This is a genomic window from Clostridium saccharoperbutylacetonicum N1-4(HMT), assembly GCF_000340885.1.
Taxonomy (GTDB): Bacteria; Bacillota; Clostridia; order Clostridiales; family Clostridiaceae; genus Clostridium; species Clostridium saccharoperbutylacetonicum.
Map to the genome: position 1 here is coordinate 4,365,087 of NC_020291.1, position 24,194 is coordinate 4,389,280.

Below are 24,194 nucleotides of genomic sequence, written 5' to 3' on the forward strand. Positions count from 1 at the left end.
ATTCCAATTATTTTACCAAAATATAGACATATATCGCCAAAATAAATATAATTATACTACTACTAAAGAGGAGGCAATTTATGACACACAATAATAAAATTGTATCAGACAATATTAATAATTACATCAACACTCTTAAAATCGAAAGGAATCTTTCTGAAAAAAGCATTAAAGCATATGTATCTGATTTATCAAGTTTTTCTGATTGGCTAAAAGACAATAATGCAGAAGAAATTGATATTAATACTATAAATCAATATATCACTTGGTTACAAAATTACAAAAAGCTAAAGGACACCTCAATAAAACGTAAATACGTTACCTTAAAATCATTTTTTAAATACTTATTAAGAAAAAACTTAATTACTTCTTATCCTTTTGAACACATGCGAATATCATTTAAAACAACAAAAAAGCTTCCTAAAACCTTATCTTCACAAGATATAATAAAACTTTTGAAATCTCCCATAGAAGATCTTAATAATATTAAGACTGAATTTAGAAAAATTATTTGTATTCGAAATTTAGCAATTATTGAATTACTTTATTGTGTTGGAATAAGAATAGGTGAATTAGTCAATATCAACTTAAATGATCTTAACTTTAATGATCAGACATTACTTATTAATGGTAAGGGACGAAAAGAAAGATTACTATACATATCCAGCTCCGATGTTATAGACACACTTAAAACATGGATAAATTCTAGAGATAGTTTAGCTCCTAAAGGTGATGCTCTTTTTATAAATAAATATGGAGATAGATTATCTATCTATTCAATTGAAGATATATACAGCAAATACATAAAATTAGCCAATATTGAAACAAAATCAACTCCACACTATTTAAGACATACTTTTGCAACACAGCTTTTAAACAATGGAGCTGATATAAGAGCTGTTCAAGAAATACTTGGTCATTCAAGCATCACAACAACACAAATTTATACAGAAGTTTCAACAGAAAGAAAAAAACAAGTTCTTCTTCAATATAATGGTAGAAATCTTTTAAAAATTTAGTTTTCTTGATCAAAAACCTCCAAATAACTATAAATTATTTGTATATAATTCTACTTCAAATAGCACATTCCTTCCAAAATACTATTATTCTTACTTATTATTCAAAAAACTATTTTTAATAATTTAACATATAATTAAAGCTAAGACTTTCTTAAATATAAGATAATCTCAGCTTTTAAAATTTATTTTTATTTAATTCTACTAAGTTCGTCTAAAAATGCTGGTTTCTTTCTATATAAAGCTATTAATTCATTTACTATTGGAATTTGGCTTTGCTTTCCTGCAATCTTTTTATATTTTCTAATTATTGCACATACACTTTTATAATGACTTCTATTAGATGCACGACTTGCTTCAAACTTTATATATTTTTTATAAATTTCTATAACTTCATCTTTGAATTTATCTATTAAAATATCTGCATAACGATCTATACTTGTCGGGTTATCTCTTACATAGTCCATTATTTCATTTAAATCCTTTTCCTCCAAGATTATTTGAAGAAACATACTTTTTGAATGCCAGTCTTCCTTTACTTTAAGTTCTTGTTTTAAATTATTATAAAAACTTATTTTATCCTCTGCCAATTCTTTTAGCTCTTTGTAATATTCAAATTTACCTTCAAATAAAAGTTCCTTAGCTAAATTTCTTTGATCATCTTTTAAATCTAATTCTTTATAAGCCTTATATCTCATTTGTTTCCATTTTAAAATTAAGCCAGCAAATCTAGCATCTTGCTTTTCTCCTTCTAGAGCTAATTCTATAACTTTCTCATAATCCTTCTCATTAAGATACTTGTTTATAAATAATTCTCTAAAAGACGAAAACTTTAGGTTATCTTTTATAAATTGCTCTGCTTCTTCCTCAGTACCATACTTATTTACCATATTAAATAATATATGATGCATACTTTCATCACTGTATTTCATATACTCATTATTAGAATTGTTATCAATTAAATAATTTAATTTTGTTTTTAATTTATTTCTAATAACTTCTGTAGCAGCAACCTCAGCACATAATTCTAACATATCAATTCTATAATCAGTCCACTCATCAAAAACTTTACTTTCACTTTTACTCAACAGTTTCTCAAATAACTCTTCCTTTATATTAACATCTATATCTTCATTGTAACCTATTACCTCACCTATTAAATTAATAGTTTCTGATACTAAGTATCCAATATCACCATCGGAATCATCAGCATATTGAAAAGCCTCTATTCCTTCATCTATTACTAGAAATGCAATATCAAACGCTAATATTATATCCTCTGTCTCTTTTATCTTTTCTAATAGTACCTCCATATCACTTACAAAGTCTCCTGCTTCTCTATATGAGATAAAGTCTTCTCTTCCTAAATGCTTTCTCACAATAGAATCTATTAACTTTTTACATTTATGAAGTTCCTGTTCACTATTACCTTTTGAATACCTAACAACAAGACTATTTTTTAAAATTCTGTTATTTTGAGTTATTTCCAATATTATATCTATTAATTTTTCTTTTGAAAGATTACTCAAGACTTCCTTTATTTCTGGCTCCTTGGCCTTTTTCTTTATTAATTTTTCATTATTTATAACATTATTTGCATTTTTATCATTTTTATTTACACTCTTGCTCATATGTTCAGCCAATTCAAAATAAGCTGCAACTTCATGCTTACATATTGGTCCAAAATCATAAGGACAATCACATTCAGAATGAATTATTTCTCCATTATCATCAAGCTGAACTACAACCTGGTAATATTCACTTCCCTGTACTTCAAAGGTATAGGTATTATCTTCTACATTACAAGAATTAAGTATATTTCCATCAGTATAATAGTCATAACCTCTTTTTAAAATTGTTTTATCTATATATTCCTTAAAATTATTAATATTCATAATTGCTCCTTTAACAATTTACTTCTATGCAAAAAATCATACTATTTTTTATATGTGAAAAAGCCATCCATTTAAGACAGCTTTCATAAATTCTAACATTATAACTTTCAAATCTTAATTTTTAATATTTCCTCCTTACTAAACTTTGAATATTTAATTATTTTTTCTATTGGTTCATTATCTTTTAGCATCTCTAATGCCTTCTTTTTTTCACCTTGTTCAATTCCTTCTTCAATTTTCACTTTATCTTTTTCCAATATTTTGTAAGTTCCGAATTGTGCTTCGCACTCTTTTAATAGGTGCATAAACTCAACCTCCATTGAAACATCATTTTTAACTTCCTTCACTCTTTCATGTATACTTTTAACTAAATTTCCGTTAAAATTCTTTACAACCTCATCTCTTGAATCTTCAACATAAGCAAGAAATTCCAGTAATTCCTCACTTAAATCTTTCATAAACCCCTTTGTATTTAATATTATTTTCTCAGCTTCATCATTTAACTCTATACTATTATCTTCTAGACATATATTTCTAAAAGCATACTTATGTCGGCCTTTAGAAAATAAATCAAATGTACAAATAAAGATAATATAGCTTTTAGTTAGCTTTCTATAATCTTCACCTTTACTTATTAAATCTAAATCTATGCTTCCTTGATAATATCTTAGCCTTTTCGCTAAATTCTTATGTTTCCCTCTTTGCATTTCAACATTATAAATTGTATTATTTTCATCTTTTACATATACATCAAGTCTAATACCTTTACTCTCTAACAATAAATCTATAGCCTTTTGTTCTTGGATCATTTCTACTTTTTCTATTTCAACTTCTAAAATCTTTTCTAATAACTCTTTGCATATTTCTTTATCGCTCATAACCTTTGCAAATAGAAAATCATCTTCAAGGTTTAATTCTTTTAAAGTTTTATTCATAGAAGATTTTATTATTTCTCTAGAACTTATTATCTTACTATCCGCTGTCACTATTCTCACTACTTTCTTTTAATTTTAATCCATTTCTAGATATCTTTCAATATAGAATAAATCAGCTTTGAGTACTCATTTGCCTATATCCAATCATAAAAATAATATACGCACGCAAGTTCTTATTAAAAAACAAAAATAATCGAGTATCACTAGAAAGATACTCGATTATTTTATTTCTATTTTCCAAGAGGTTCTTTTATACACTGACTTCATTTAAATACTCCTCTTAATATTGGTATTATAGCATATATTTTGAAACTTTTGTCTGCATTGCATTCCTAAGTTTAATTACTTCTTCTAGTTCTAACCCTGTCTTTAGTGCTATTGTTTCATTATCTAAAATATCTAATAAATTTTTAGCTATCTCAATTGCCTTTCGTTTCTCTACTTCTGGATCAAATAACGTCTTTGTCACTCTAATCACCTCTTCTTCTATTTTCTCATCATTAAAATAATTTCTATTTAAGTACTCAATTAAATTTTGAATTGCTAATAGCATTTTATGAAAATCTTCTCCTATTATTTCATTCTTTTCAAATAACTCTTTTGATTCATTAGCTATTTTTTCTGCAATTTCCTTTGCTTTAATTGATAATTCATTTATTTTTTTAATATCATTCTTTCTTTTATACTGTTCTAATTCCCGTCTAAGATTAAATAACTGCAATGGCAACAACGGATACATTTTATCTTCTAACAATTTCTTATCTGAATATTCCCAATATTTCATAACAGGTACTGAATATAAAAAAGATTCTCCACTTGGCAATACTATTTTTAATTTTATTATATCCATAATATTTCTATTTTCTTCAAAAAATATCACCTTTTGTTTAGGAAAAAATATAGTTCTAAAATCATCATTGTTTCTCGACTGTTCCTTAGCCTTTCTTAATCCATATTCAAACATCCTTATTACCATAGTACTGTCATTTCGCGTTTGAAACTCCAAATGATAAGATATTTTATCACTTTCACTATTTAGTATATCAAAAAACACATCTCCTCTTAAAGTATCAAATGTATCCATTACAAATTCATTATTACTAACAGATAGTTTAACTTGATCACTACTATAATTCTCTTGAAAAATTCCATTTAACAAATTAACTAAAACCTTTTTCGATGTTGAAAATAAAAATTTTAAAACTTCATCCAACTTTACTTTTTCATTGCTAATCGACAATTGTCCACCTGCTTTTCTATATATTAATTATAATTGAAATTTAGCCTTATTAAAATATTAATCTTGTAATTAGTTATCACACTTCCTTCTACATACTATAATTATTTCCAATTTCGCAAACAATATACGCACATAAGTTCTTATTCTATACATAAAATAACCGAGTACATCATAACTTACTAGGAATATACTCGGTAAATTTATTTCTATTTTCTAAGAAGTTCTTTAATACTTTTTATAGGCTTCTTTATAAAATCATCTTTAGAAACCTTTATAACCGTTTTATCAACAATACTCATTATACCTTCATCATCAACATCTATATTAATACCATCTAAATTAAAAGCATTAATCTCACTTTGAACCTCAATCTCTCTATCAACTTCAATTGAATATTCATTATAAAATCTTCTAAGTTCAAGAAAAAGCCTAAATTCTTCTTTACTTTTAATACATAATTCAGTTACACTTCTAGCACTATTAAGAAGATAAAAAGTTGTATGGCAGCTCCTTACTTTTTAATGATCCTACTAGAACTTCTCTCGTACAGAAATATTCATCCTTTAAATACTCTTCTTTCCTAACTGGCTCTATTGCTCTTTCAAAGCTTGAATAAGAAGATTCCTCCATAATTTCATCCAAAAACTCTTCCATAAGTTTTGTGGTTGATGGCAAAAATTGTATTGCTCCTATGGGTTCTTCTGAAACACGTAGTGTTGAAGTTGCTAATAATTCCTTGCCAATTTATTAAGTAATCATTATTATTATAAAATTTATTCTAGGATCCTTTCTTTGTACAGTTCTTCTCTTTCATCAATATCAAGCCAACCTTCATCTTCTGAATAATCAAATACTTTTTCCAGAAGTATATTGTAGTCTTTAGCCAAAACTGCTGGATTTCGTTTATACTTATTAATAGTTTCATTTGTGAAATTATTGTTTCTAATTTTTTCTTCATGTATCAGTGCTTTTAAATATGTGCTTCCTATGAGCTCTCTAATCAAGTTATATCTATAACTTCTTGAAATGCAGATATAAAGTCTGCATATTATTGGCCTATCCTCATAAATAGTGCATAGATTTGTTTCTGTTATAAAATTACAGTCCATTTTCTTATTTAATACATACTGATCAAAATCTCTATAATAATTTTTCTTTTTAACCAACTTTTCCTGTATAAAATCTAAAACTGCCTCATCGTTCCAACTGCTCAATCTATTTACACAGATATTATCCATTTCTACTGACCAAGATCTTTTGCAGCAACTCTCCTCACATTCATTACAATTAAGAGGATTATTATTTAAAAATATATCAACTGCATCTAACACATCTTTAACCGTTGTATTTTTATTAATTTTGTCATAATTCACTTTACCTTCGACATCATATAGTAATTTCATCATATAGTTCCTCAACTTTAAATTATTTTTTCTTACATATTCCATATTTTCGGATTTCGTTAATATTTCGTATTTTCCAGTATAATAAGCTACCTCACTAAAATACTCACTAACACTATATCTTTCTCTAATTTCATTAATCTAATTATATTTGTTCCTCTTAAACTCCTAGCTTATGCAAATACTATTCATATAATTGTGTCTTCCCTTAGGATACTTCTGAAGCACTATATATTGAAGTTCCTTAAAATAATAAAAATAACCTAAAGTAGAAATTTATTAAAAATACTTTCCACTTTAGGCTAATACTTTAATTCTTTTAATATTCAGATAAACTTAGCAATTTTATCTGCAAATTCTTATCTTCCCCAAAAACGCTTATATTACTTTTTAAAATAAGTAAAATCATTTTTTATTATAATCATTAATATTATTGATAAAACTATAATTTATAATCTACTACTTAAATTTTCTTTTTCTAGCTTCTTCAGACTTTTTCTTTCTTTTTACACTTGGCTTTTCATAGTGTTGTCTCTTTTTTGCTTCTGAAAGAATTCCAGATGCTGAACATTTTCTTTTAAATCTTCTTAATGCTTGCTCAAGAGATTCATTCTCTCCAACTTTAATTTCTGACATGCTTTATCCCTCCCTTGGCACTGAACTGTAAACCATAAAATAATTTACAAATATAAACTCATAATATACTATACAACATTTACTAAAATGCTGTCAATTTATATTCTAGTGGATAATTCTGAGCTCTAAATGGAGAATGGAAAAGTTACAGTTGAAGTGATTCCAGAAGATTTCCTTGAAGTTGCCTTTAAATCATTAGCCCATGGTGCTTTAAGCATTTCTTTTACTAAATCTAAAAACACTATTTTATTAGAATAAAGATATTTGTAAGACCTGCTCGACTCACATTCGTTCGCTGAGAAAGTTCGAGAATCCAAATATAAAATTTGGACTCTCACTTTTCATGTATATTATTCATGGCTCTTTTGTGACTCATTTGCTCACCTCCATTATAGCATAAATTCAGATTTAATTACTTCTATATTCATTTCCAATACTACAAAATATACGCACATAAGTTCTTACTCCCACAAAAAAATAACCGAGTATATCCTATCTCACTAAGAATATCCTCAGTTAATTTATTTATATTCCACTAAGTTCGTCTAAAAATGCTTGTTTTTTTCTATACAAAGCTATTAATTTATATTGTATTCAGTCAAAATAAAGCGTTCATTTCCATCTTGACTAATTTTTTCTATTGTTGCAGTAACTTTATTGCTTAATTTTGGTATTTCTCCTCCACTAGCTTTCCACTCCTCAATAGTACCATGAGAATCTCCAGTATAACCACTTGAAGCTATATAAACACTAACTTCTGCTTTATATTTATTGTTTCCCAAATCATATAACTTATTAATTTGTGAGAAAGTATATTCATCCCCAGAAGCCATTCTAATCTTATACAAACCATTTTCAAAAATGTATTCACCTGTATTTTTATGCTGATTTACCTTTTTCCCAAAATAAAACAAAGCCTTTGCATCAACATCTTCAGCTTTAACATAACCTGTATCCCCTTTTAGCTGAATAAGCTTAAAATTATTAAGCATAATATGTCTTATTCCAAATACTATGAGACTACTATCATCAAGTTTATCTTTTTCAAATGACTTTAGATGCGCTTCTGAGAAATTACTAAAAAAGGTATCAAGTTTCTTTTTTAAATTTGCATCTATATTAATTTCTTTAAAATCTTGCTTTGTAGTTTCAACAGCCTTAATTTCTTCTTTCTTATCTGTATTAGAACTAAACTTATCCTCACTAGCTGTGTTTTGATTAGAAGGACTTGTCTCTACTTGTTGAGTTTTTTCACCACAGCCTTCTAATAAAGCTACTATCATAGTAATAATAACTATCTTATTAAAATATATTATTTTATTCATTATTTAAAGCTCCTTTTAGTTCTAATTAATTTTTATTCTATTTAATTACTTTTGATCAATTTCTTAAAAAGAGTGAAATTTCTCTCACTCTCTTAATAGGTACATATATTCTCCTTCAATTTCCTTAACTACAATTTGCCTCATAAAAGAATTCAGCCTCTCCTTAAAATAATTAGATAGTGACTTATCCTCACACCATATATAGCACCCTTTAAGACCTCTGGTCATAAGTATTCTATACGTATTTTTTATTAATTCATCACTTATTTTTAGTGCCTTTTCTTTATCTTCTTTGTATAACTTCTTTACGCCATTTAAACTTTTATCTGTTTTGGCTCTTTTGAATAAATCTGTTATAAGTTTTCCGTTTTCAAAGCGTAAGTCTTGTCCAATTATTACTCCAACATAGTCAAATTCAAGACCTTGGCAGGTATGAATGCAGCCACATTCATTTACGGATTCTTTATCAATTGCCCAAGTTGGGCTATTACTTAAATTCCATTTCATTTTAAAATCGTATTCTGGGAATTCTATATCATACTTATTATAATTTTCTTTCTTTTTAGTTGCCCATTCATAACAATAACCTGCAACTAACCTTGATTTATTGTTAACTTCATTTTTTTCTTCAATAGCTTTTTTCATTTCACTCGGATCATCAAATACTCTAAAATCAAAGTCAAATTCGAAGCCATCAAAATTTCCTGTTTCAGCTATTTCTAATACATCATCAAGCCAAGATACGTATCCATCAGAGCCATTACAGCGGAATTGTGAAGTTAGTTTTAGTTTTCTAGTCTTTACTTCTAAAGCTCTTGCATGTTTTTCTATTTCTTCAATACTTCCTATGTCATCCATAGTGACTCTTTGATTATTATCAACAAAAAATATAGATACCTTTGCAGTATTTATTATTTCTTTAATTTGATTTTCTCCGAGATTTTTAAACATACCTGACTTAGCATTAAGTCTATGTGCTTCATCTATTATTAAAACATCTATTTCATTTTGGGAAGTATCCGTGTAAACACCTGAACCTTTAAATAAATTATTGATATATTTTTGAGTATAATTACCTTTAAGTTTTTCACAATATACATTTCTTGGTGCTGCATTTTTAGTTACATACTGACAGTTAAGATTCCTATTGCAAATTTTAACAAGAAGATTTATAGCAAGAACAGACTTACCTGTCCCTGGTCCTCCTTCAACTATTATGGTTTTCTTCTTTTCATTTTTAATGCAATCACGAACAGTTCGCATAATACTTTCAAAAGCAACCTTTTGGTCCTCAATCATAATAAATTCTTCATTACCATCAATCATAACCTTAAGAGCATCTTGAAGAGATTTTGAAGGTCTTATCTTTCCACCTTCAATAAAATAAATACCTTTACCTTGGTCTGACTTTTTAACATATCTACATATAAATTCTCTTAATTTTAGTGCATCACCTCGTGTATATGCAGGTGCTAAATTTAAAGAATTATTATATATTTCACTTAAAAGAGGATCATTTTCTTTTTTCTTTATGTAATTATGTAAATATGCACATGGATGTAACTTGATTAATTTCGTCTCCACTGCATCATTATAATCTTCGATTAAATTAGCATATGTCCAAGCTTGATACGATGGATGTGTTTTTGGAATTTTACTATTATTCAAATATGTTAATACAATATCATTTTCTTCCTTAACTTCTTCTAAATGTGTCCATTGTTTAAGCTCAACTATTATAATATTTTCTTTATCGTATTCATCAAGTCCTGTTAAAATAAAATCAACTCTCATAGAAGTTCCTGGAATTTTATATTCAATAGCAACTCCACACTCATCTGGTATTTCCTTAGTATTGAGAGCCTTAAACATATAAAGCATAGAATTATCCCATGCTTGAAATTCTTTTTCTCTAGATTTTCCTATTTTGCTCTTATATTCTCTATCAATCAAAATACTGATTTCATCATTAGTAACATGCTTCATAAAATCTTTCTTACTAGCTTGATATACAATCACCTTTCATACACTCCTCTTTATAGCTATGAGATAATGTTGGTTGCGCTTCTCGCTTATAATTTTAATAATCTTGGTTGCAGATAAGTTCCGTATTGCAGCATAGCTGCTCTTTTTAGAAGTGCATAGCTGCTTTTTATAATTTATGATCTTGGTTGCAGATAAGTTTCGCATTGCAGCATAGCTGCTTTTTATAAATGTGTATACTTTTTACTATTACCCTTTGCTTTCTCAACTGGATACTTTTCTTCATTTTTATTCATTTTACTATTAATTATTTCTTCTAAATCGACTCCTAAAGCATCAGCCATATGTATACAATAAACCATAACATCAGCAAGTTCTTCTAGAACATGCTCCTTATTATAGTTTTCCTCATCCCATAAAAATTCTTCTAAAAGTTCTCCTGCTTCAATTGATATTGCTTTAGAAAGATTAGCAGGTGTATGAAATTGACTCCAATCCCTGTCATCTCTAAATTTTCTTATTCTATTTATTGTTTCCTTCATTTTAATCACTCTTTCTAGTGTTTACCAGTTTTTATGTATATTATAGCATAAATTTACATAAAATATATTTTATTAATATGTTCAATTCTAAATCCAAATTCTCTATTACCAAATAGATTTTTATTTGGTAACTGAAACATGAAATATGTACCAAATTTTCTTTTCAATATGCAAAAAAGCCATCCTCTTTTGGATAGCTTTTTGTGAATTTTAACATCTCTATAGATTTTTCTCCATCTGATTTATGAAGTATTTCTTTAACTACTATCTAGAAATATTTTTTTAAATCTTCGATAGATTTCATATCAAATATTTCCGTAGCTATTAACTCTATATTTTCCTCTGATAAAGATTTTAATTTATCTTTATATTCATCAGGTATTATTTTAAACTTTTTTATTAATAGCTTAAGTAAAAGTTCAACTTTTCCTTCTTCAATTTTCTCTCTATCTCTTTCTAACAAAGTCATGTACTCCACCTCCATCGAAACATCATTTTTAACTTCTTGCACTCTCTTATGTATACTTTTAACAAGGTTTCCTTTAATACTCTTTACTTTATCATCTGTTGAATCTTCTACATAATTAAGAAATTCTAATAATTCTTCGTTTAAATCATTCAGAATTCCTTTTGTATTTAATATTATTTTTTGCGCTTCATCATTTAATATTATACTATTATCTTCTAAACACACATTTTGAAATGTATATTTATGCCTTCCTTTATTAAACAAATCAAACGTACATATAAATATAATATAACTTTTAGCTAGCTTTCTATAATCCTCCCCTTTGCTTATCAGATCCAAATCAATGCTTCCTTGATAATACCTTAGCCTTTTAGGTAAATTTTTGTATTTTCCACGTTGCATTTCAACATTATAAATTGTATTCTTTTCATCTTTTACGTATACATCGAGCCTAATGCCTTTACTCTCTAGCAATAAATCTATAGTTTTTTGCTCTTCAACCATTTCTACTTTTTCTATTTCAATTTCTAAAATCTTTTCTAATAATTCCTTGCAGATTTCTTTATCGCTCATGACCTTTGCAAATAGAAAATCATCTTCAAGGTTTAATTCTTTTAAAGTTTTATTCGTAGAAGATTTTATTATTTCGCCAGAACTTATTATCTTACTATCAGCTGTCACTATTCTCACTACTTTCTTTTAATTTTAAGCTATTTCAAGATATCTTTCAATATAGAATAAATCAGCTTTGAGTACTCATTTGCTATACTATAATTATTTCCAATCCTACAAATAATATACGCACATAAGTTCTTACTCCTACAAAAAATAACCGAGTACATCCTATCTCACTAGGAACATGCTCGGTTAATTTATCTCTATTTTCTAAGAAGTTCTTTTATACTCTTTATGATTAGCTACTATACAACTCCAATTCTTTTAGATTAATGGTTATACCTAATTTTAATAATACATCAAGTCCAAGTAACCAATTTATATATCCTTCTTCATCAATTATACCAAAATCTATATTTATATCTTCTATACAGTCGCTTCCAATACTAACTGAATTAATATTATTTCTATACGAATAGTGCTCCCCACCAATACCATAATCATCTGCTTCTGCTTTAATTCCCAATTTATATACACTGTCTGGATTAATGATAGTATGAGCAGCCCCTGTATCTACTACCACATTTTTAAGCAATACATTATTGCCCTTATATCCAATTTTCATATCAACAAATAACAAACCACTTTTATACTCTAACTTCATTTAAATACTCCTCTTAATATTGGCATTTGTATTATATTCATTGATAGCTCCTTTTTCGATGTATGAAACACAAAAGTATCTCCTTTACATTTAATTAATAAATCACTTGCTTCTTCATCATCTAAAGCTCTCACTACAGCTACATCATCTATACACTTTTTATTATCTTCAATATGAGCCTCTAAGCTTCTTAAAAGTACAAATTTATTAGGATATATATTTCTAACTTCTTCCCATTTCATATTCTCGCATCCTCATATCTAAAATAAGTTTATAAATGAATCATATTTCTATCTTTATTATATCATAAGTATAAGTTTGAGTACTCGTAGACTTATATTTTAATTATTTCCAATCTTACAAACAATATACGCACATAAGTTCCTATTCCAAGCAAAAAATAACCTAGTATATTCTATATATTCTATCTCACAATATACTAGGTTATTTTATTTCTATTTTCTAAGAAATTTTTTAATACTTTAATAGGCTTCTTTATAAAAGCCTCTTTAGAAACCTTTATAGTATCAAATATTTAAAAAGAAAAAGCAGATAAGATTTTGTTAATTCATCTTATCTGACTCTTTATCTATATATTAATTTTAGTTTGTACCTGGTAATTTTATACAAGGTTCTGACCACAAAGAACAATGATTTTATATGGAGTAGTTTGGGCAGGTATGCTCTTGGTTGTAGGTCCATAGACAACAATTAGATTTTTATTTCTAGGGAATCTATTAAAAATCTGATCGTTTGTCAGAATTACCTCAGTAGATATGTCAATATTTAGTTTTAAATTTCCATCGCTGCTTATAAGTTGATTGTTAAAATAGTCTACAGTAACATTTTGATATACTGTGTCTTTTGCCATAACAATTGCAGGATATTGTGGAGGATAAATAAGAAGAGCAGGTGCATTTGCATCGTAAAATCCAGTTACCTCATCTCCTACTTCTACCAATTTATGATCTACAAAGTAAGTTCTCGGTGATATCACAAAATTTACCGGTCCCCTGTCTATGTTTTCGAGTGATATTAATTTATAGCAGCCTACTGATGCATCATCTTGACCTGGGTAAAAATCTTCAATCCTTGTAACAGTACCACTAAAGGCTGCAAATTTTGGTGCTGTATTTCTCCGCATTACATTATAATATGGATAAGCAGCTTGATTCATGTAGTAAGGACAACAGGGAAATTGGTTATTATACATATAATACTCCTTTATATTAATACAGTTATAAGCCTAATCATTAATATTATATTAGCTATTCTAAGAAGTGTTACTCAGTGCCAAGTAGATTTAGCTATTTCTCTTAGCATAAAAAATGAATTTATAGACTTTTTCTTTCCTGTAAGTTATCATATAAAAATAGTATTCTCATTAAATGAGAATACTATTTTTGATATTATACGAAAGAAGGAATAAACATGGATTTAAAGGAAAAAATAAGAGATCTCCCATCAGTTCCTGGAGTGTATCTTATGAAAGATTCCCTTGGCAGCATCATCTATGTTGGGAAATCAAAGAACTTAAAAAATAGAGTTGGTTCTTATTTTCAAAATATAAAATCTCGTACTCCAAAGGTTGAAAAGCTCATTAAAAATTTAAAGGATTTTGACTATATTATTACTGACACAGAATTTGAAGCTTTTATGCTAGAATGCACGCTAATAATGGAGCTAAAACCAAGATACAACAGATTAATGAAAAATCCATTATCTTATACATATATAAAGATTGATTTAGGAGAAAAATATCCTAGTATAGAAATTTCCAGCACTAATAATCAAAATGAACATACTCTTTATTTTGGTCCATATACAAATAAGAATGCTGCAGAAAAAGCTATTCAATGCATAAAGGATTTTTATAAAATAAATTGCAACTATAATTATAAAAATGGCACTTCATGTCTGAACTACTCCTTAAACTTGTGTATTGGTATGTGCTTAGATATAGCAGCTACAACTAAGCAATATGAAAATATCACCTTCAAAGTTATAGCCTCACTTAATGATACTGATAATACTTTACTCAAAGAAATAGAAGAAAAGATGCTCATAGCCTCTGAAAAATTTGACTTTGAAACTGCCACAAAATATAGAGACTACATGGCTTCAGTAACCTATCTTACAAATAATAGAAAGACTATAAAATTTGCAGAAGAAAATAACAATATAGTTATGATTGAAGCTTTAAATGAGCATTTAATAAAGCTTTTTCTCATTAAGAAAAGTAACGTTCTTTTTTCTAAGACTTATAATATGAAAGATATAAATGTTAAACAATTAAATGAAATTATAAAAATAAATATTATTCACTACTTTAAAACTATTACTAGCGATTCTATAGAAATTAATAAAGATGAAATAGATAAAACTCAAATAATACATAGTTATTTACAAAGCAGCAAATGTAATTATATTACAATTCCCGAAAATTTGCTTAATCTGGAATGTAATTCAGAATTAGACGCATTAATAACCAAGTTGCTAATTATTTAAGGCATTCTTTGTAATACTTTTCTTAACTTAAAATGAATGAATAACATAAACTTTTTCTACAAATAATAAAAAGTAAAAAGGTGGTGATATTAATGGGTAATTCCGAACATAGCAATGATAATATGGGTAAGAGTAAAACTGCTCAAAAAAAGAATAGTAATAAAAACAGTAATAAAAATGATTTTAAATAATATATACTTTAAAAAATAGCATGTTGATTTTAATGAAATTCTAGAGATTCAAAAATAGTCCATGTTAGGCACAATCAAAAAAACTACGTAAATAACGTAGTTTTTTATATACCTATTTAATGAACATCATTTAGTATTTAATATAATTTTACTTGGGGATATGCCATACTTGATTAAATATTGTTTTGTTTTTTCACTATTAACATAAAACACAGCCTCATCACAAGCGTAAAATGCATCACGTCCTATACTTTCCACACTATCTGGAATTATTATCCTTTTTAAACTAACACACCTTCCAAATGCACTATCTCCAATACTCGTTACACTATCTGGAATTGTTACATCTGTTAAAAACCCACAATCATAAAATCCTCTATTTCCTATGCTTTTTATCTCAATATCTCCTATTTTTCCTGGTATAACTAATGGAATACCAGTTTCTCCTGGACCCCAAGGGACATTTCTATTAAATTTTACAATTCCGCTAGTTGACTTAAGAATATCAAACTCCCCAGCTTTAATACATTTTATCCCAACTCCATTATTATCTAAATACCAGCCATCTACATCTTGATTCTTTTCCATATATCCAAAAGTACCGAAATAATACCAGTTTCCAGAAATATATCTCCAACCTTTGGCCCATGAATCGCCTTCTGAATACCACCAGCCATTATAATCTTGTTTCCATTCTGCACTTGCACCTATTGGATTTAATAATAATACTGAAGCTACTACTAATACACTAGCTATTACTTTTGTCAATTTTGACTTTTTCATATTCTCCCCCACTTTTTACCCCTTCATTTTAAATTAATATTTTATTATATTTTAACATAATTACCAATAATATTCGACATAATAATAAAATAGGCATTTAATCTAACTACATTTTCTTCATAGTATGCCAGGTCACTTTATTTCTATTTTCTAAGAAGTTCTTTAATACTTTTTATAGGCTTCTTTATAAAATCATCTTTAGAAACCTCTATAACCGTTTTATCAACAATACTCATTATACCTTCATCATTAACAACTATATTAATACCATCAAAATTAAACGCATTAATCTCACTTTGAACCTCAATCTCTCTATCAACTTCAATTGAAGATTTATTATGAAATCTTCTAAGTTCAAGAAAAAGCCTAAATTCTTCTTTACTTTTAATACATAATTCAGTTACACTTCTAGCATTATTAAGAAGATAAAAAGTTGTATATATAAAGCTTCTAACTTGGTACTTAGCTATTTCTATTTTTCTTTCAAGTCTGCACCATTTATCAATTTCCAGTCTATAATATAAACTATCACTGTCCTTTGGCAGCTCAATTATCTCATTTCTTTTCACCAAATGAATATCCTTAATCTTGCCATACCACACTATTCCACCATCACTACCAAATGAGTTTTGAGATTGTGCCAGCGCAACATATATAACACCTAATTCACAGGTGTCTGAACTATAATATACTAACACCAATTAAAATTTTATTATTATTCTTTAATGAATTCACAAATAACATTACTAAATCACAATTTCTTAAAACATTGCCTTTTCAATTCATTAAATCTAACAATCTTCCCATTAACTCTAATAACTCTCCCATCAATAATTTCTACAACATGACTGCCAACAACATAATTATCACTAATCTTTTTAATTCTTACTCCATTTTCATCAGCTATCTTCTTGATCTTTTTATATACCAAAACCTCTAAATTACTTTTATATTTTAGCTCATGGAGATTTTGAGCATTTAGTAGAAGATATAAAGTTGTGTAAGTTACTATTTGTGTCCATATTGTATAGGTTCAATTTTAGGGATTTCTTTTATCCATTCAAAATCTATTCTTAAGTATTTTTCTTCTTCTGAACCTTTTTCGCATGGAATTTCTTTGCATTCACTTCTCTTATATCTTTTTATTTCTTTTATTTTTCCATAATATCTTATTCCTGAATCTTCCCTAAAAACTTTTTGTGACTGATAAAAGGCTACATATTCAATATTCATTCTAATATTGCTTAAAGATCTTTCTGGAATATGGTAGAAATTATTTTCTTAATAGATATTTAAATGCATATTATCCTTCACATTTGCAACCATTACGTTTTCTAATTTAAATTTGCTGTAGTCATCATATTCATCCATAAGAACACGCTGACTTTTGGCTTCTAGTTTTGTTGAATTAATTATTTTTGTTAAATGTTCTGTTATTAATGTTGTGCTCCCTGGAAGCATTGGAAAAGCACCAATATTCACTTTTTCTATGCTTCTATAAAATTTATGATTGATAAATTTCTTTTCATCACTATATGGAAACATCACATATGCTCCAAAGGTTTTATATTTAAACTGCATTTCATGATTTAATTCACCAACTATCGAATCTCTATATCTATGCATTACATTAATATCTTCTTCCATAGGGCCAGCTTATCCTTCAGAATCTATTGATATCCTATACTTTGCATCAAAACTGTACATTCTTTCATCATTTTTATCAGATATATTTCTTATGCATAAAACTGTATCTGGTCTTTGATTTGTAGTTGGAAGAGATTAATATTTTCTACAAGCTCCTTGTCCACTTTTAAAGCATCTTTTATGTTAAAGAATCTTGTGCGCAAAATATCAATGCTGCTTCAAGTTTAAAAAGTTTATCATCTTCTTCAAATGTAAAAACCTCTAAGTTAACATTTGAAAATTCAATAGTATTAGCCGATCAAGTACTTTTCTACTAAAAGAAAACGTAGTATCATCAATGTTAACTGTACCAATAATATATAAATTATTTTGTATAGTTAAATTTTTTAAAGACGCCTCTAGACCTAAAGATTTAGGAAATATTAAATATGTAACTACATTTCCATTTTCATTTAATAAATTCATTATTCTTCTATATACCAAAGTTCTGTCAAAGAATCATCATATTTTTTACTTTTTTTATTTTCCTTGTTAGTATACTTCGCTGTAGGAGGTCTAAAGCTACATACGCTCATACATAAATTATCTATTTCCTTTGGACTATCAATAAATTCTCTAATCCAGCCTTGATAAAATAAGGTTTTTGGTTCAAATTTACTTTCTTTATTATATGAATATTCTTGCTCAATAAGAAATAATTGAGATAAAGTTGCCGTAATCTTAATTGAATTTAAATAGTGATCAAACTTCTCATTTTCAATAGTCTTTATAACTTTTTCAGGATTTTCTCCATAAAATATTCCATCGAATACTTTTAATAACTCTAATTTAAGATCTTTTCTTGAACGTACTCTTAAATTTAAATCTATCATTACTCTTAGATGATTAGGTTTAAACTCCCGTTTTCCTTCTTTTATATAAATTTGAAAATTTTTATTTACATCGTAATCTTTGAATCTTTTACTTAGCTTAGAAGGTCTTATTACATAAATACTTGTATTTTGGTCTTCACATATTTGAACTTTTTCATCAAATGGCAGTTGTTCTATAATCTTATATAATTTCTCATACTTCATTTTATTTTCTACCTCAATATATATTTTGTCTATTATACATAGTTAGATAATTCAACTATATCTTTATAATCTATTCCCTCAAATAAAATTGGTCTTGTATGTGAAAGAGTCCTTCTTATTACTTCATATAATTGTGCCACATTATCACATGATATACTCTCAATATATCTGTAAAAACTCATCTTCCTACCTTGATATTTGGGCATTGGATAATTTATATCTTCTTGTAATACTATCAATGGTATTAAAATTGAGAGTTCAGAAATTGAATAATTTTTTCTATTTCCTTCAATTAAATATTTCTTATTTAAACTGCGATGAACATCATTTATATGTAGTAATAAATTATTGCTTGGTGAAATAAAATTATATGTATGTATTTTTTCATACTTATCCAGTTCTATTTCCATACCTGTTTTACCCAATTCATTAATAAATGATAAAAGTTCTTTTTTTAAAAATGGAGCTTGTACCACTTTATTATATAAATCGACTACTATATTAGCATGAGATATTGCAATATTTTCATAATCAACTCTAAAATCATAGGCTTTTACTGTTTGTCCTTCAACCTTTGTTTTATAACCTGGATAGATTATTTGAATATTATAATTATATTCATTATTAAATTTCAATTTTCTTTGTTTCCTGTTTTTATACATTTCTATAAAATTATTATTATTAAAAATCCTTATTAATTCCGTTCTTAATTCTTCATATTTCAATACATTGCACATCCTTCTCTTTAACTTTTAATAAATTAGCATTTTATTAAACAACTTTATGATTAGTAATTTACTTACATCTATTTATGATAAAATAAGCACTAACAAAAGTTAGTGCTTATTTTATCATAAATGGTGGCTCGAACTGGAATCGAACCAGTGACACGAGGATTTTCAGTCCTCTGCTCTACCGACTGAGCTATCGAGCCATATTATCTGGCAACGTCTTCCTCTTCCACACAGTCTCCCGTGCAGTACCATTAGCGCTGTAGACCTTAACTGTCCTGTTCGGAATGGATAGGAGTGTTACCTCTACGCCATCGTCACCAGATCACAAATAATAGTATATCCTAAGACAGAAAATATGTCAATATTTTTTTATTTTAGACATATTTTCTTTTTTACATTTCTCATTATAATTTTTCAATAACATGAACTCTTAAATTAAAAATACATCACATTGATTTTTATTTAAAAACTTCTCTCATTATACCAATCTCAAGGTCTTTAATATTATAAATAGTATCTAAAACGTCAAATGTTTCTTCTAAATTTCTTTTAGCAGATTGCCATCCAAGCCCATCAGTAAGCCAAACAAAAGTAAAACCTTGTATTTCTTTCGATTCTTCTGCTAACATCTTATAACTTCTAGCAGTTTCATTTAATTTTGAACCTGAACTAGCATAAAAATTAGTTTCAATACCATAAATCATACTAGGAGTTTTAACTACAAAGTCAAAACGTTTAGCAGTTTTTCCATCATTAGAAAGTTGCGACAAATCTATGTCCCATTTCTTTTCTACATCACTTAAATACATTTCTTTATAATAATCAGTTATACCTTCCTTTTGTATATAACCTTCGACCAAATCTTCCATGAGATGTCCTCCACGGTTCTTTCTTCCATTTGAATCAAGTCCTGTTTCAACCCCTACTACATAGTCAATAAGATTTGTAATACCATGATTAGCCAATAAATCAAAGAGTCCTGTTTTTTTCATAAAAATTTTATATTGTTCTATTGTTTGATTTTTCTTTCTAAAATCATATACAAATGAACCATCTTCATCCATAGCTAAAATTTCATTATTTCTTACAGCTAATAAAATTGGTATACATTTCAAAGTTTCTGGATATCGTTCCATTAAATTCTCGAAATCATTTTCTATATCAGAAGAGCCAATCAATGAATTTAAAATGTTCAACTCAACCTTGATATTATCTACATTTTGAAATACCTTTTTAAAATTCACATAATATTCATAATCTGCGATACTGCTTCTAAAAGTCTCTAACCATTTATCAAAATTTCTTTTCATTATCTTTTTCTCCTTTTTCGTTCTATAGCAAAATAATCTTAAAATTTACAAATTCCTGGTCTTCTGAATCTAATTTATTAACAACACTCATTCGTACTAATTTCTACTGCCTTAATTCCCCAAAAATGTTGTAATGTAATTTTCTGCCATACATAATCTCCTCACAAATTTATAGCTATTATTAATGCTTGTCCTTATAGATATTAAGTATATTATAACATTTATACTATTTTTATGAAATGCTATATCATTAAACAAAAACAACTATCGCAAATAAAATTCTCATATTTACAACGATAGTTGTCTATAAATCTAAATTATATTAATAACTAGTTACTAATATTTCTGATATTTTCCCTCTTCCATTTCCTTTACTATTAATATTCCTTGCAGCATTTATTCTATCAATTCTAAATTCCTTATATAATTCATCAAAAAATAAATCATCTTCATCTGAATTTTTAGGATCTGAATTACTCTCCATAACTTTAGCACCGCTATGTGATATTTTTTTATAAAATTCTGCTAACCTTATCTGAGTATCGTCATTAAATTCTTCTTTAGAATAATCTTTAAAACTACCTTTACCTTTTAATGGTCGATACGGCGGATCCATATAAATAAATGTCTTATTATCTATAAATTCTTCGACTTTTTCAAAATCACCATTTAAGATTATTGTTTTTTGCAATAAGTTGTTCACAGCTCGTAGATTTTCTTCTTCATATGTATTTATTTTTTCTTTTTTCCCAAATGGAACATTAAATCCACCTTTCTTATTTTCCCTATATAGTCCGTTAAAGCAACTTTTATTTAAAAAAATCATATAAGCCGCATGTTCAATTTCCATAGTGCCTATTTCTTGATAGTTAACATTCCCTTTTCCCTTATTGAACTCATTTCTAATTTTATAATAGTATTCTTCTTTTTCATCTAAAGTGCTCAAGTTATTATATTCTTCTTGATATTTATTTAAATAATTAATTATTTCATCTACACTATTTTTAATAACTTTATATGTTAATATTAATTCACTATTTATATCATTAATGATAATTTTATCAAAGCTAAATTTTGACGCAATATCAAAATATACTGCTCCTCCTCCAATAAAAGGTTCTACATATATACTTATCTTACCATTTAATAATTCCTCAGGATATCTGTTTTCTAATTCAGGTATTAATTTTGATTTTCCTCCTGCCCATTTTAAAAATGGCTTTGCCTTAATTTGTTCCATTATTTTTCTCCTTAGCTATATATATTAGTCTTTTTTTAGAAAGTTCCAAGTATTCTTCTGAAATATCAATTCCAATATACTTTCTATTATTACTAACTGCACCTACACCAGTTGATGAACTACCACAAAAAGGATCTAATATTACATCTTCCTCATTTGTAGAAATCTTAATTATTCTTTCTAATAATTTTAATGGCTTTTGAGTAGGATGCTTCCCAAACATTTTTTCACTTTTAGGTGTTGTACTTATTTCCCATACACTTCTCATTTGCTTTCCAGCATTTAATTGCTTAGCTATTTCATAATTAAATGTGTGCTTTTCCTTTTTTGATTTTTTTGCCCAAATTAAAGTTTCATGGCTTGCGGTTAAACATCTACACCCTAAATTCGGTGCTGCATTAGTTTTATACCAAGTAACCTCATTTATTATATAGTATCCCATAGATAATAAAATATATGCTATTTGATGTATGCAATGATATGTCCCAGATATCCAAATAGACCCATCCTCTTTCAATACTCTATCACAAGCCTTAATCCATTTTTTGTGAAAATGAACATCATTCTTAAAGCCCTTTGATTTATCCCATTCCCCTTTATTTACTGAAACCATCTTACCATTTGAACATGTTATTCCATCATTACTTAAAAAATACGGTGGATCTGAAAATATCATATCTACTGATTTTTCTTGAAGCTTTTTTAATATTTTTGTTGTATCTCCATATATTAATTTAATATTTTCATCATTATAATAATACTTCATTATTTTCGTCCTTTCTCACATTATTGTACATGAAAAAAGAACTATTTAAAATAGTTCTTTTCAAAAACAAAAATATATTCGTGCTGTATTAATAAAAAATTTTTTTGCTTAGCAATTTCCTTCCATTTATCAGTACTTTTGCAATTATGCTGTTCTTTAATTATTATTTCCTTTAATAAAAAACCTGTACTAAGAAAAATATTCATAACATTAAAGCCTAAAGGCTCAATATAGCCTTTCTTTCTTACATCTCCAATTATAATTGCACATTTTGATTTAAATTTAAGTACTCTGTAACATTCATTTGCAACATTTTTTATCGCAGTATAAAAATCCACCTTATTTAAAAGTGATAAATCACCTTCTATATCTTTGCTGTACTTTATTATATCTAAATATGGTGGGTGAGTACAAATGAAATTTACAGTCTCATTACTAATTTCAAGTTTTTCTGCATTTCCAACTTTTAATATTTTATTACCATTTAAATCTTTTATTCTACAATTACTAATATCTAAAGCTTTTTTATTAATGTCAATTCCAATAATTTTTCTGTTAAGTAGTAGTACTTCTATAGCTGTCGTACCACTGCCAAGAAATTGATCTAATACAGTGTCATTTTCTTTTGTATACTTCAACAATAAATTTCTAATAACTCTTGGACTACAATTTCCTGGATAATCACCTTTATGATTATTCCAATCACCTCTATCTCTGAAACTCCAAATAGATGTTAACTCTTGGCTAAAGTTATCCATATCTTTCACCTCACATGAAATTATGGACAATATTACCTATAAATATACTATAAATACAAATATCTTAATAAGTAATATAAAAAAACTTGAATATATTGCTAATAAGAACCTCTGCATTTAGTACATTGACTTTGATCTCTTTTTCTATTAGTTATTCTTCCATTATAACCAAATTCCGTTACATGTTTATCGCACATACAACATGGACACCTTTTTATTAGTTCTCGTCCATCATATCCAACTAAATTAGTAACTCGATTATTATTTGAATCATAACCATTCATCTTATTAAATGTACATTTTTTTAAACCTTGTATTCCTGGAAATGAAAACGAATCTTCAATACTACCATCTTCATATCTAATATGTATAATTGAATCAAAATTAATAGGAGTTTTCATTATCATTTTTATAATCCCCTTCTTTCCATGAGTTTTCTTCCTATATCTTATAAAATT

Annotated in this window: 28 protein-coding genes, 1 tRNA gene, 1 rRNA gene and 1 pseudogene; 3 read left to right on the forward strand and 28 right to left on the reverse strand. The window is 27.2% G+C overall.

What is annotated here, in order from left to right; translation table 11 throughout:
• Positions 1–80: 80 nt before the first annotated feature.
• Complete coding sequence (locus tag CSPA_RS19535; protein WP_015394094.1) at positions 81–1,019, forward strand: tyrosine-type recombinase/integrase; 939 nt, start codon at positions 81–83, stop codon at positions 1,017–1,019.
• 188 nt (positions 1,020–1,207) lie between these two features.
• Here CSPA_RS19535 and CSPA_RS19540 read toward each other — a convergent pair whose 3' ends face one another.
• From CSPA_RS19540 to rpsU, 6 genes are all read right to left on the reverse strand, one after another.
• Positions 1,208–2,911 carry an SWIM zinc finger family protein gene (locus CSPA_RS19540; protein ID WP_015394095.1) on the reverse strand — a complete coding sequence of 568 codons (1,704 nt, stop codon included), beginning with the start codon at positions 2,909–2,911 and terminating at the stop codon, positions 1,208–1,210.
• A gap of 107 nt (positions 2,912–3,018) precedes the next feature.
• Positions 3,019–3,846, reverse strand: a complete 828-nt coding sequence (locus CSPA_RS19545; RefSeq protein WP_173682170.1) for an Rpn family recombination-promoting nuclease/putative transposase — start codon at positions 3,844–3,846, stop codon at positions 3,019–3,021.
• A 292-nt stretch (positions 3,847–4,138) separates the two neighbouring features.
• Positions 4,139–5,086, reverse strand: coding sequence for an RpnC/YadD family protein (locus CSPA_RS19550; protein ID WP_015394097.1), 948 nt, complete (start codon positions 5,084–5,086; stop codon positions 4,139–4,141).
• Between the two features lie 480 nt (positions 5,087–5,566).
• A complete protein-coding gene (locus tag CSPA_RS19555; RefSeq protein WP_241393379.1) occupies positions 5,567–5,740 on the reverse strand; it encodes a hypothetical protein in 174 nt (57 codons plus the stop codon).
• A 119-nt stretch (positions 5,741–5,859) separates the two neighbouring features.
• Positions 5,860–6,492, reverse strand: coding sequence for a YkgJ family cysteine cluster protein (locus tag CSPA_RS19560; protein WP_015394099.1), 633 nt, complete (start codon positions 6,490–6,492; stop codon positions 5,860–5,862).
• A gap of 456 nt (positions 6,493–6,948) precedes the next feature.
• A complete protein-coding gene (gene rpsU / locus CSPA_RS19565) occupies positions 6,949–7,125 on the reverse strand; it encodes a 30S ribosomal protein S21 (protein WP_008418503.1) in 177 nt (58 codons plus the stop codon).
• Between the two features lie 129 nt (positions 7,126–7,254).
• Between rpsU and CSPA_RS30815 the strand changes: the two genes are divergently transcribed.
• A complete protein-coding gene (locus tag CSPA_RS30815) occupies positions 7,255–7,383 on the forward strand; it encodes a hypothetical protein (RefSeq protein ID WP_015394100.1) in 129 nt (42 codons plus the stop codon).
• Positions 7,384–7,703: 320 nt separating this feature from the next.
• Here CSPA_RS30815 and CSPA_RS19570 read toward each other — a convergent pair whose 3' ends face one another.
• From CSPA_RS19570 to CSPA_RS19600, 7 genes are all read right to left on the reverse strand, one after another.
• Entirely contained in the window at positions 7,704–8,450 is a 747-nt protein-coding gene (locus CSPA_RS19570; RefSeq protein ID WP_015394101.1) for a hypothetical protein, read from the reverse strand.
• A gap of 84 nt (positions 8,451–8,534) precedes the next feature.
• Positions 8,535–10,469 carry a DUF2075 domain-containing protein gene (locus CSPA_RS19575; protein ID WP_015394102.1) on the reverse strand — a complete coding sequence of 645 codons (1,935 nt, stop codon included), beginning with the start codon at positions 10,467–10,469 and terminating at the stop codon, positions 8,535–8,537.
• A gap of 188 nt (positions 10,470–10,657) precedes the next feature.
• The gene (locus tag CSPA_RS19580) at positions 10,658–10,975 is read right to left on the reverse strand and encodes a nucleotide pyrophosphohydrolase (protein ID WP_015394103.1); all 318 of its coding nucleotides are present in this window, start codon (positions 10,973–10,975) and stop codon (positions 10,658–10,660) included.
• Between the two features lie 268 nt (positions 10,976–11,243).
• The gene (locus tag CSPA_RS19585; RefSeq protein WP_015394104.1) at positions 11,244–12,125 is read right to left on the reverse strand and encodes an Rpn family recombination-promoting nuclease/putative transposase; all 882 of its coding nucleotides are present in this window, start codon (positions 12,123–12,125) and stop codon (positions 11,244–11,246) included.
• Between the two features lie 232 nt (positions 12,126–12,357).
• Positions 12,358–12,723, reverse strand: coding sequence for an aspartyl protease family protein (locus CSPA_RS19590; RefSeq protein WP_015394105.1), 366 nt, complete (start codon positions 12,721–12,723; stop codon positions 12,358–12,360).
• Positions 12,720–12,965 (reverse strand): hypothetical protein, encoded by a 246-nt coding sequence (locus CSPA_RS19595; protein ID WP_015394106.1) that lies wholly within the window; start codon positions 12,963–12,965, stop codon positions 12,720–12,722. The genes CSPA_RS19590 and CSPA_RS19595 overlap by 4 nt, the downstream gene beginning before the upstream one ends.
• A gap of 380 nt (positions 12,966–13,345) precedes the next feature.
• Positions 13,346–13,936, reverse strand: coding sequence for a hypothetical protein (locus CSPA_RS19600; RefSeq protein WP_015394107.1), 591 nt, complete (start codon positions 13,934–13,936; stop codon positions 13,346–13,348).
• 218 nt (positions 13,937–14,154) lie between these two features.
• Between CSPA_RS19600 and CSPA_RS19605 the strand changes: the two genes are divergently transcribed.
• Positions 14,155–15,231 carry a GIY-YIG nuclease family protein gene (locus tag CSPA_RS19605; protein WP_015394108.1) on the forward strand — a complete coding sequence of 359 codons (1,077 nt, stop codon included), beginning with the start codon at positions 14,155–14,157 and terminating at the stop codon, positions 15,229–15,231.
• A 317-nt stretch (positions 15,232–15,548) separates the two neighbouring features.
• On the opposite strand, the gene CSPA_RS19610 is transcribed toward CSPA_RS19605, so the two are convergent.
• The 15 genes and pseudogenes from CSPA_RS19610 to CSPA_RS19680 form a co-directional block, all read right to left on the reverse strand.
• Complete coding sequence (locus CSPA_RS19610) at positions 15,549–16,205, reverse strand: leucine-rich repeat domain-containing protein (RefSeq protein ID WP_015394109.1); 657 nt, start codon at positions 16,203–16,205, stop codon at positions 15,549–15,551.
• A gap of 143 nt (positions 16,206–16,348) precedes the next feature.
• A complete protein-coding gene (locus tag CSPA_RS19615) occupies positions 16,349–16,906 on the reverse strand; it encodes a hypothetical protein (RefSeq protein ID WP_158399838.1) in 558 nt (185 codons plus the stop codon).
• Positions 16,907–16,956: 50 nt separating this feature from the next.
• Positions 16,957–17,136 carry a hypothetical protein gene (locus tag CSPA_RS19620; RefSeq protein WP_017810453.1) on the reverse strand — a complete coding sequence of 60 codons (180 nt, stop codon included), beginning with the start codon at positions 17,134–17,136 and terminating at the stop codon, positions 16,957–16,959.
• A gap of 77 nt (positions 17,137–17,213) precedes the next feature.
• The gene (locus CSPA_RS19625) at positions 17,214–17,438 is read right to left on the reverse strand and encodes a hypothetical protein (RefSeq protein ID WP_015394111.1); all 225 of its coding nucleotides are present in this window, start codon (positions 17,436–17,438) and stop codon (positions 17,214–17,216) included.
• 48 nt (positions 17,439–17,486) lie between these two features.
• Positions 17,487–17,972: pseudogene (locus tag CSPA_RS19630) on the reverse strand (nuclease domain-containing protein); the annotation flags it as partial.
• Between the two features lie 141 nt (positions 17,973–18,113).
• A complete protein-coding gene (locus CSPA_RS19635; protein ID WP_015394113.1) occupies positions 18,114–18,317 on the reverse strand; it encodes a hypothetical protein in 204 nt (67 codons plus the stop codon).
• Positions 18,317–18,928: a hypothetical protein gene (locus CSPA_RS19640; protein WP_015394114.1), complete on the reverse strand. Its 612-nt coding sequence runs from the start codon at positions 18,926–18,928 to the stop codon at positions 18,317–18,319. The genes CSPA_RS19635 and CSPA_RS19640 overlap by 1 nt, the downstream gene beginning before the upstream one ends.
• Positions 18,929–18,960: 32 nt before the next feature.
• Complete coding sequence (locus tag CSPA_RS19645; RefSeq protein ID WP_015394115.1) at positions 18,961–19,653, reverse strand: hypothetical protein; 693 nt, start codon at positions 19,651–19,653, stop codon at positions 18,961–18,963.
• Positions 19,654–19,786: 133 nt separating this feature from the next.
• Positions 19,787–19,862: transfer RNA gene (locus CSPA_RS19650), tRNA-Phe, on the reverse strand.
• A 5-nt stretch (positions 19,863–19,867) separates the two neighbouring features.
• A 5S ribosomal RNA gene (gene rrf / locus CSPA_RS19655) occupies positions 19,868–19,984 on the reverse strand.
• A gap of 136 nt (positions 19,985–20,120) precedes the next feature.
• Positions 20,121–20,972 (reverse strand): type II restriction endonuclease, encoded by an 852-nt coding sequence (locus CSPA_RS19660; RefSeq protein WP_015394116.1) that lies wholly within the window; start codon positions 20,970–20,972, stop codon positions 20,121–20,123.
• A 322-nt stretch (positions 20,973–21,294) separates the two neighbouring features.
• Entirely contained in the window at positions 21,295–22,212 is a 918-nt protein-coding gene (locus CSPA_RS19665; RefSeq protein WP_015394117.1) for a DNA adenine methylase, read from the reverse strand.
• On the reverse strand, positions 22,199–22,978 hold the full coding sequence (locus CSPA_RS19670) for a DNA-methyltransferase (protein ID WP_015394118.1): 780 nt from the start codon (positions 22,976–22,978) through the stop codon (positions 22,199–22,201). The genes CSPA_RS19665 and CSPA_RS19670 overlap by 14 nt, the downstream gene beginning before the upstream one ends.
• Before the next feature lie 41 nt (positions 22,979–23,019).
• Positions 23,020–23,736, reverse strand: coding sequence for a TRM11 family SAM-dependent methyltransferase (locus CSPA_RS19675; protein WP_015394119.1), 717 nt, complete (start codon positions 23,734–23,736; stop codon positions 23,020–23,022).
• A 98-nt stretch (positions 23,737–23,834) separates the two neighbouring features.
• Positions 23,835–24,143, reverse strand: a complete 309-nt coding sequence (locus CSPA_RS19680; RefSeq protein WP_015394120.1) for a hypothetical protein — start codon at positions 24,141–24,143, stop codon at positions 23,835–23,837.
• Between the last annotated feature and the right edge of the window lie 51 nt (positions 24,144–24,194).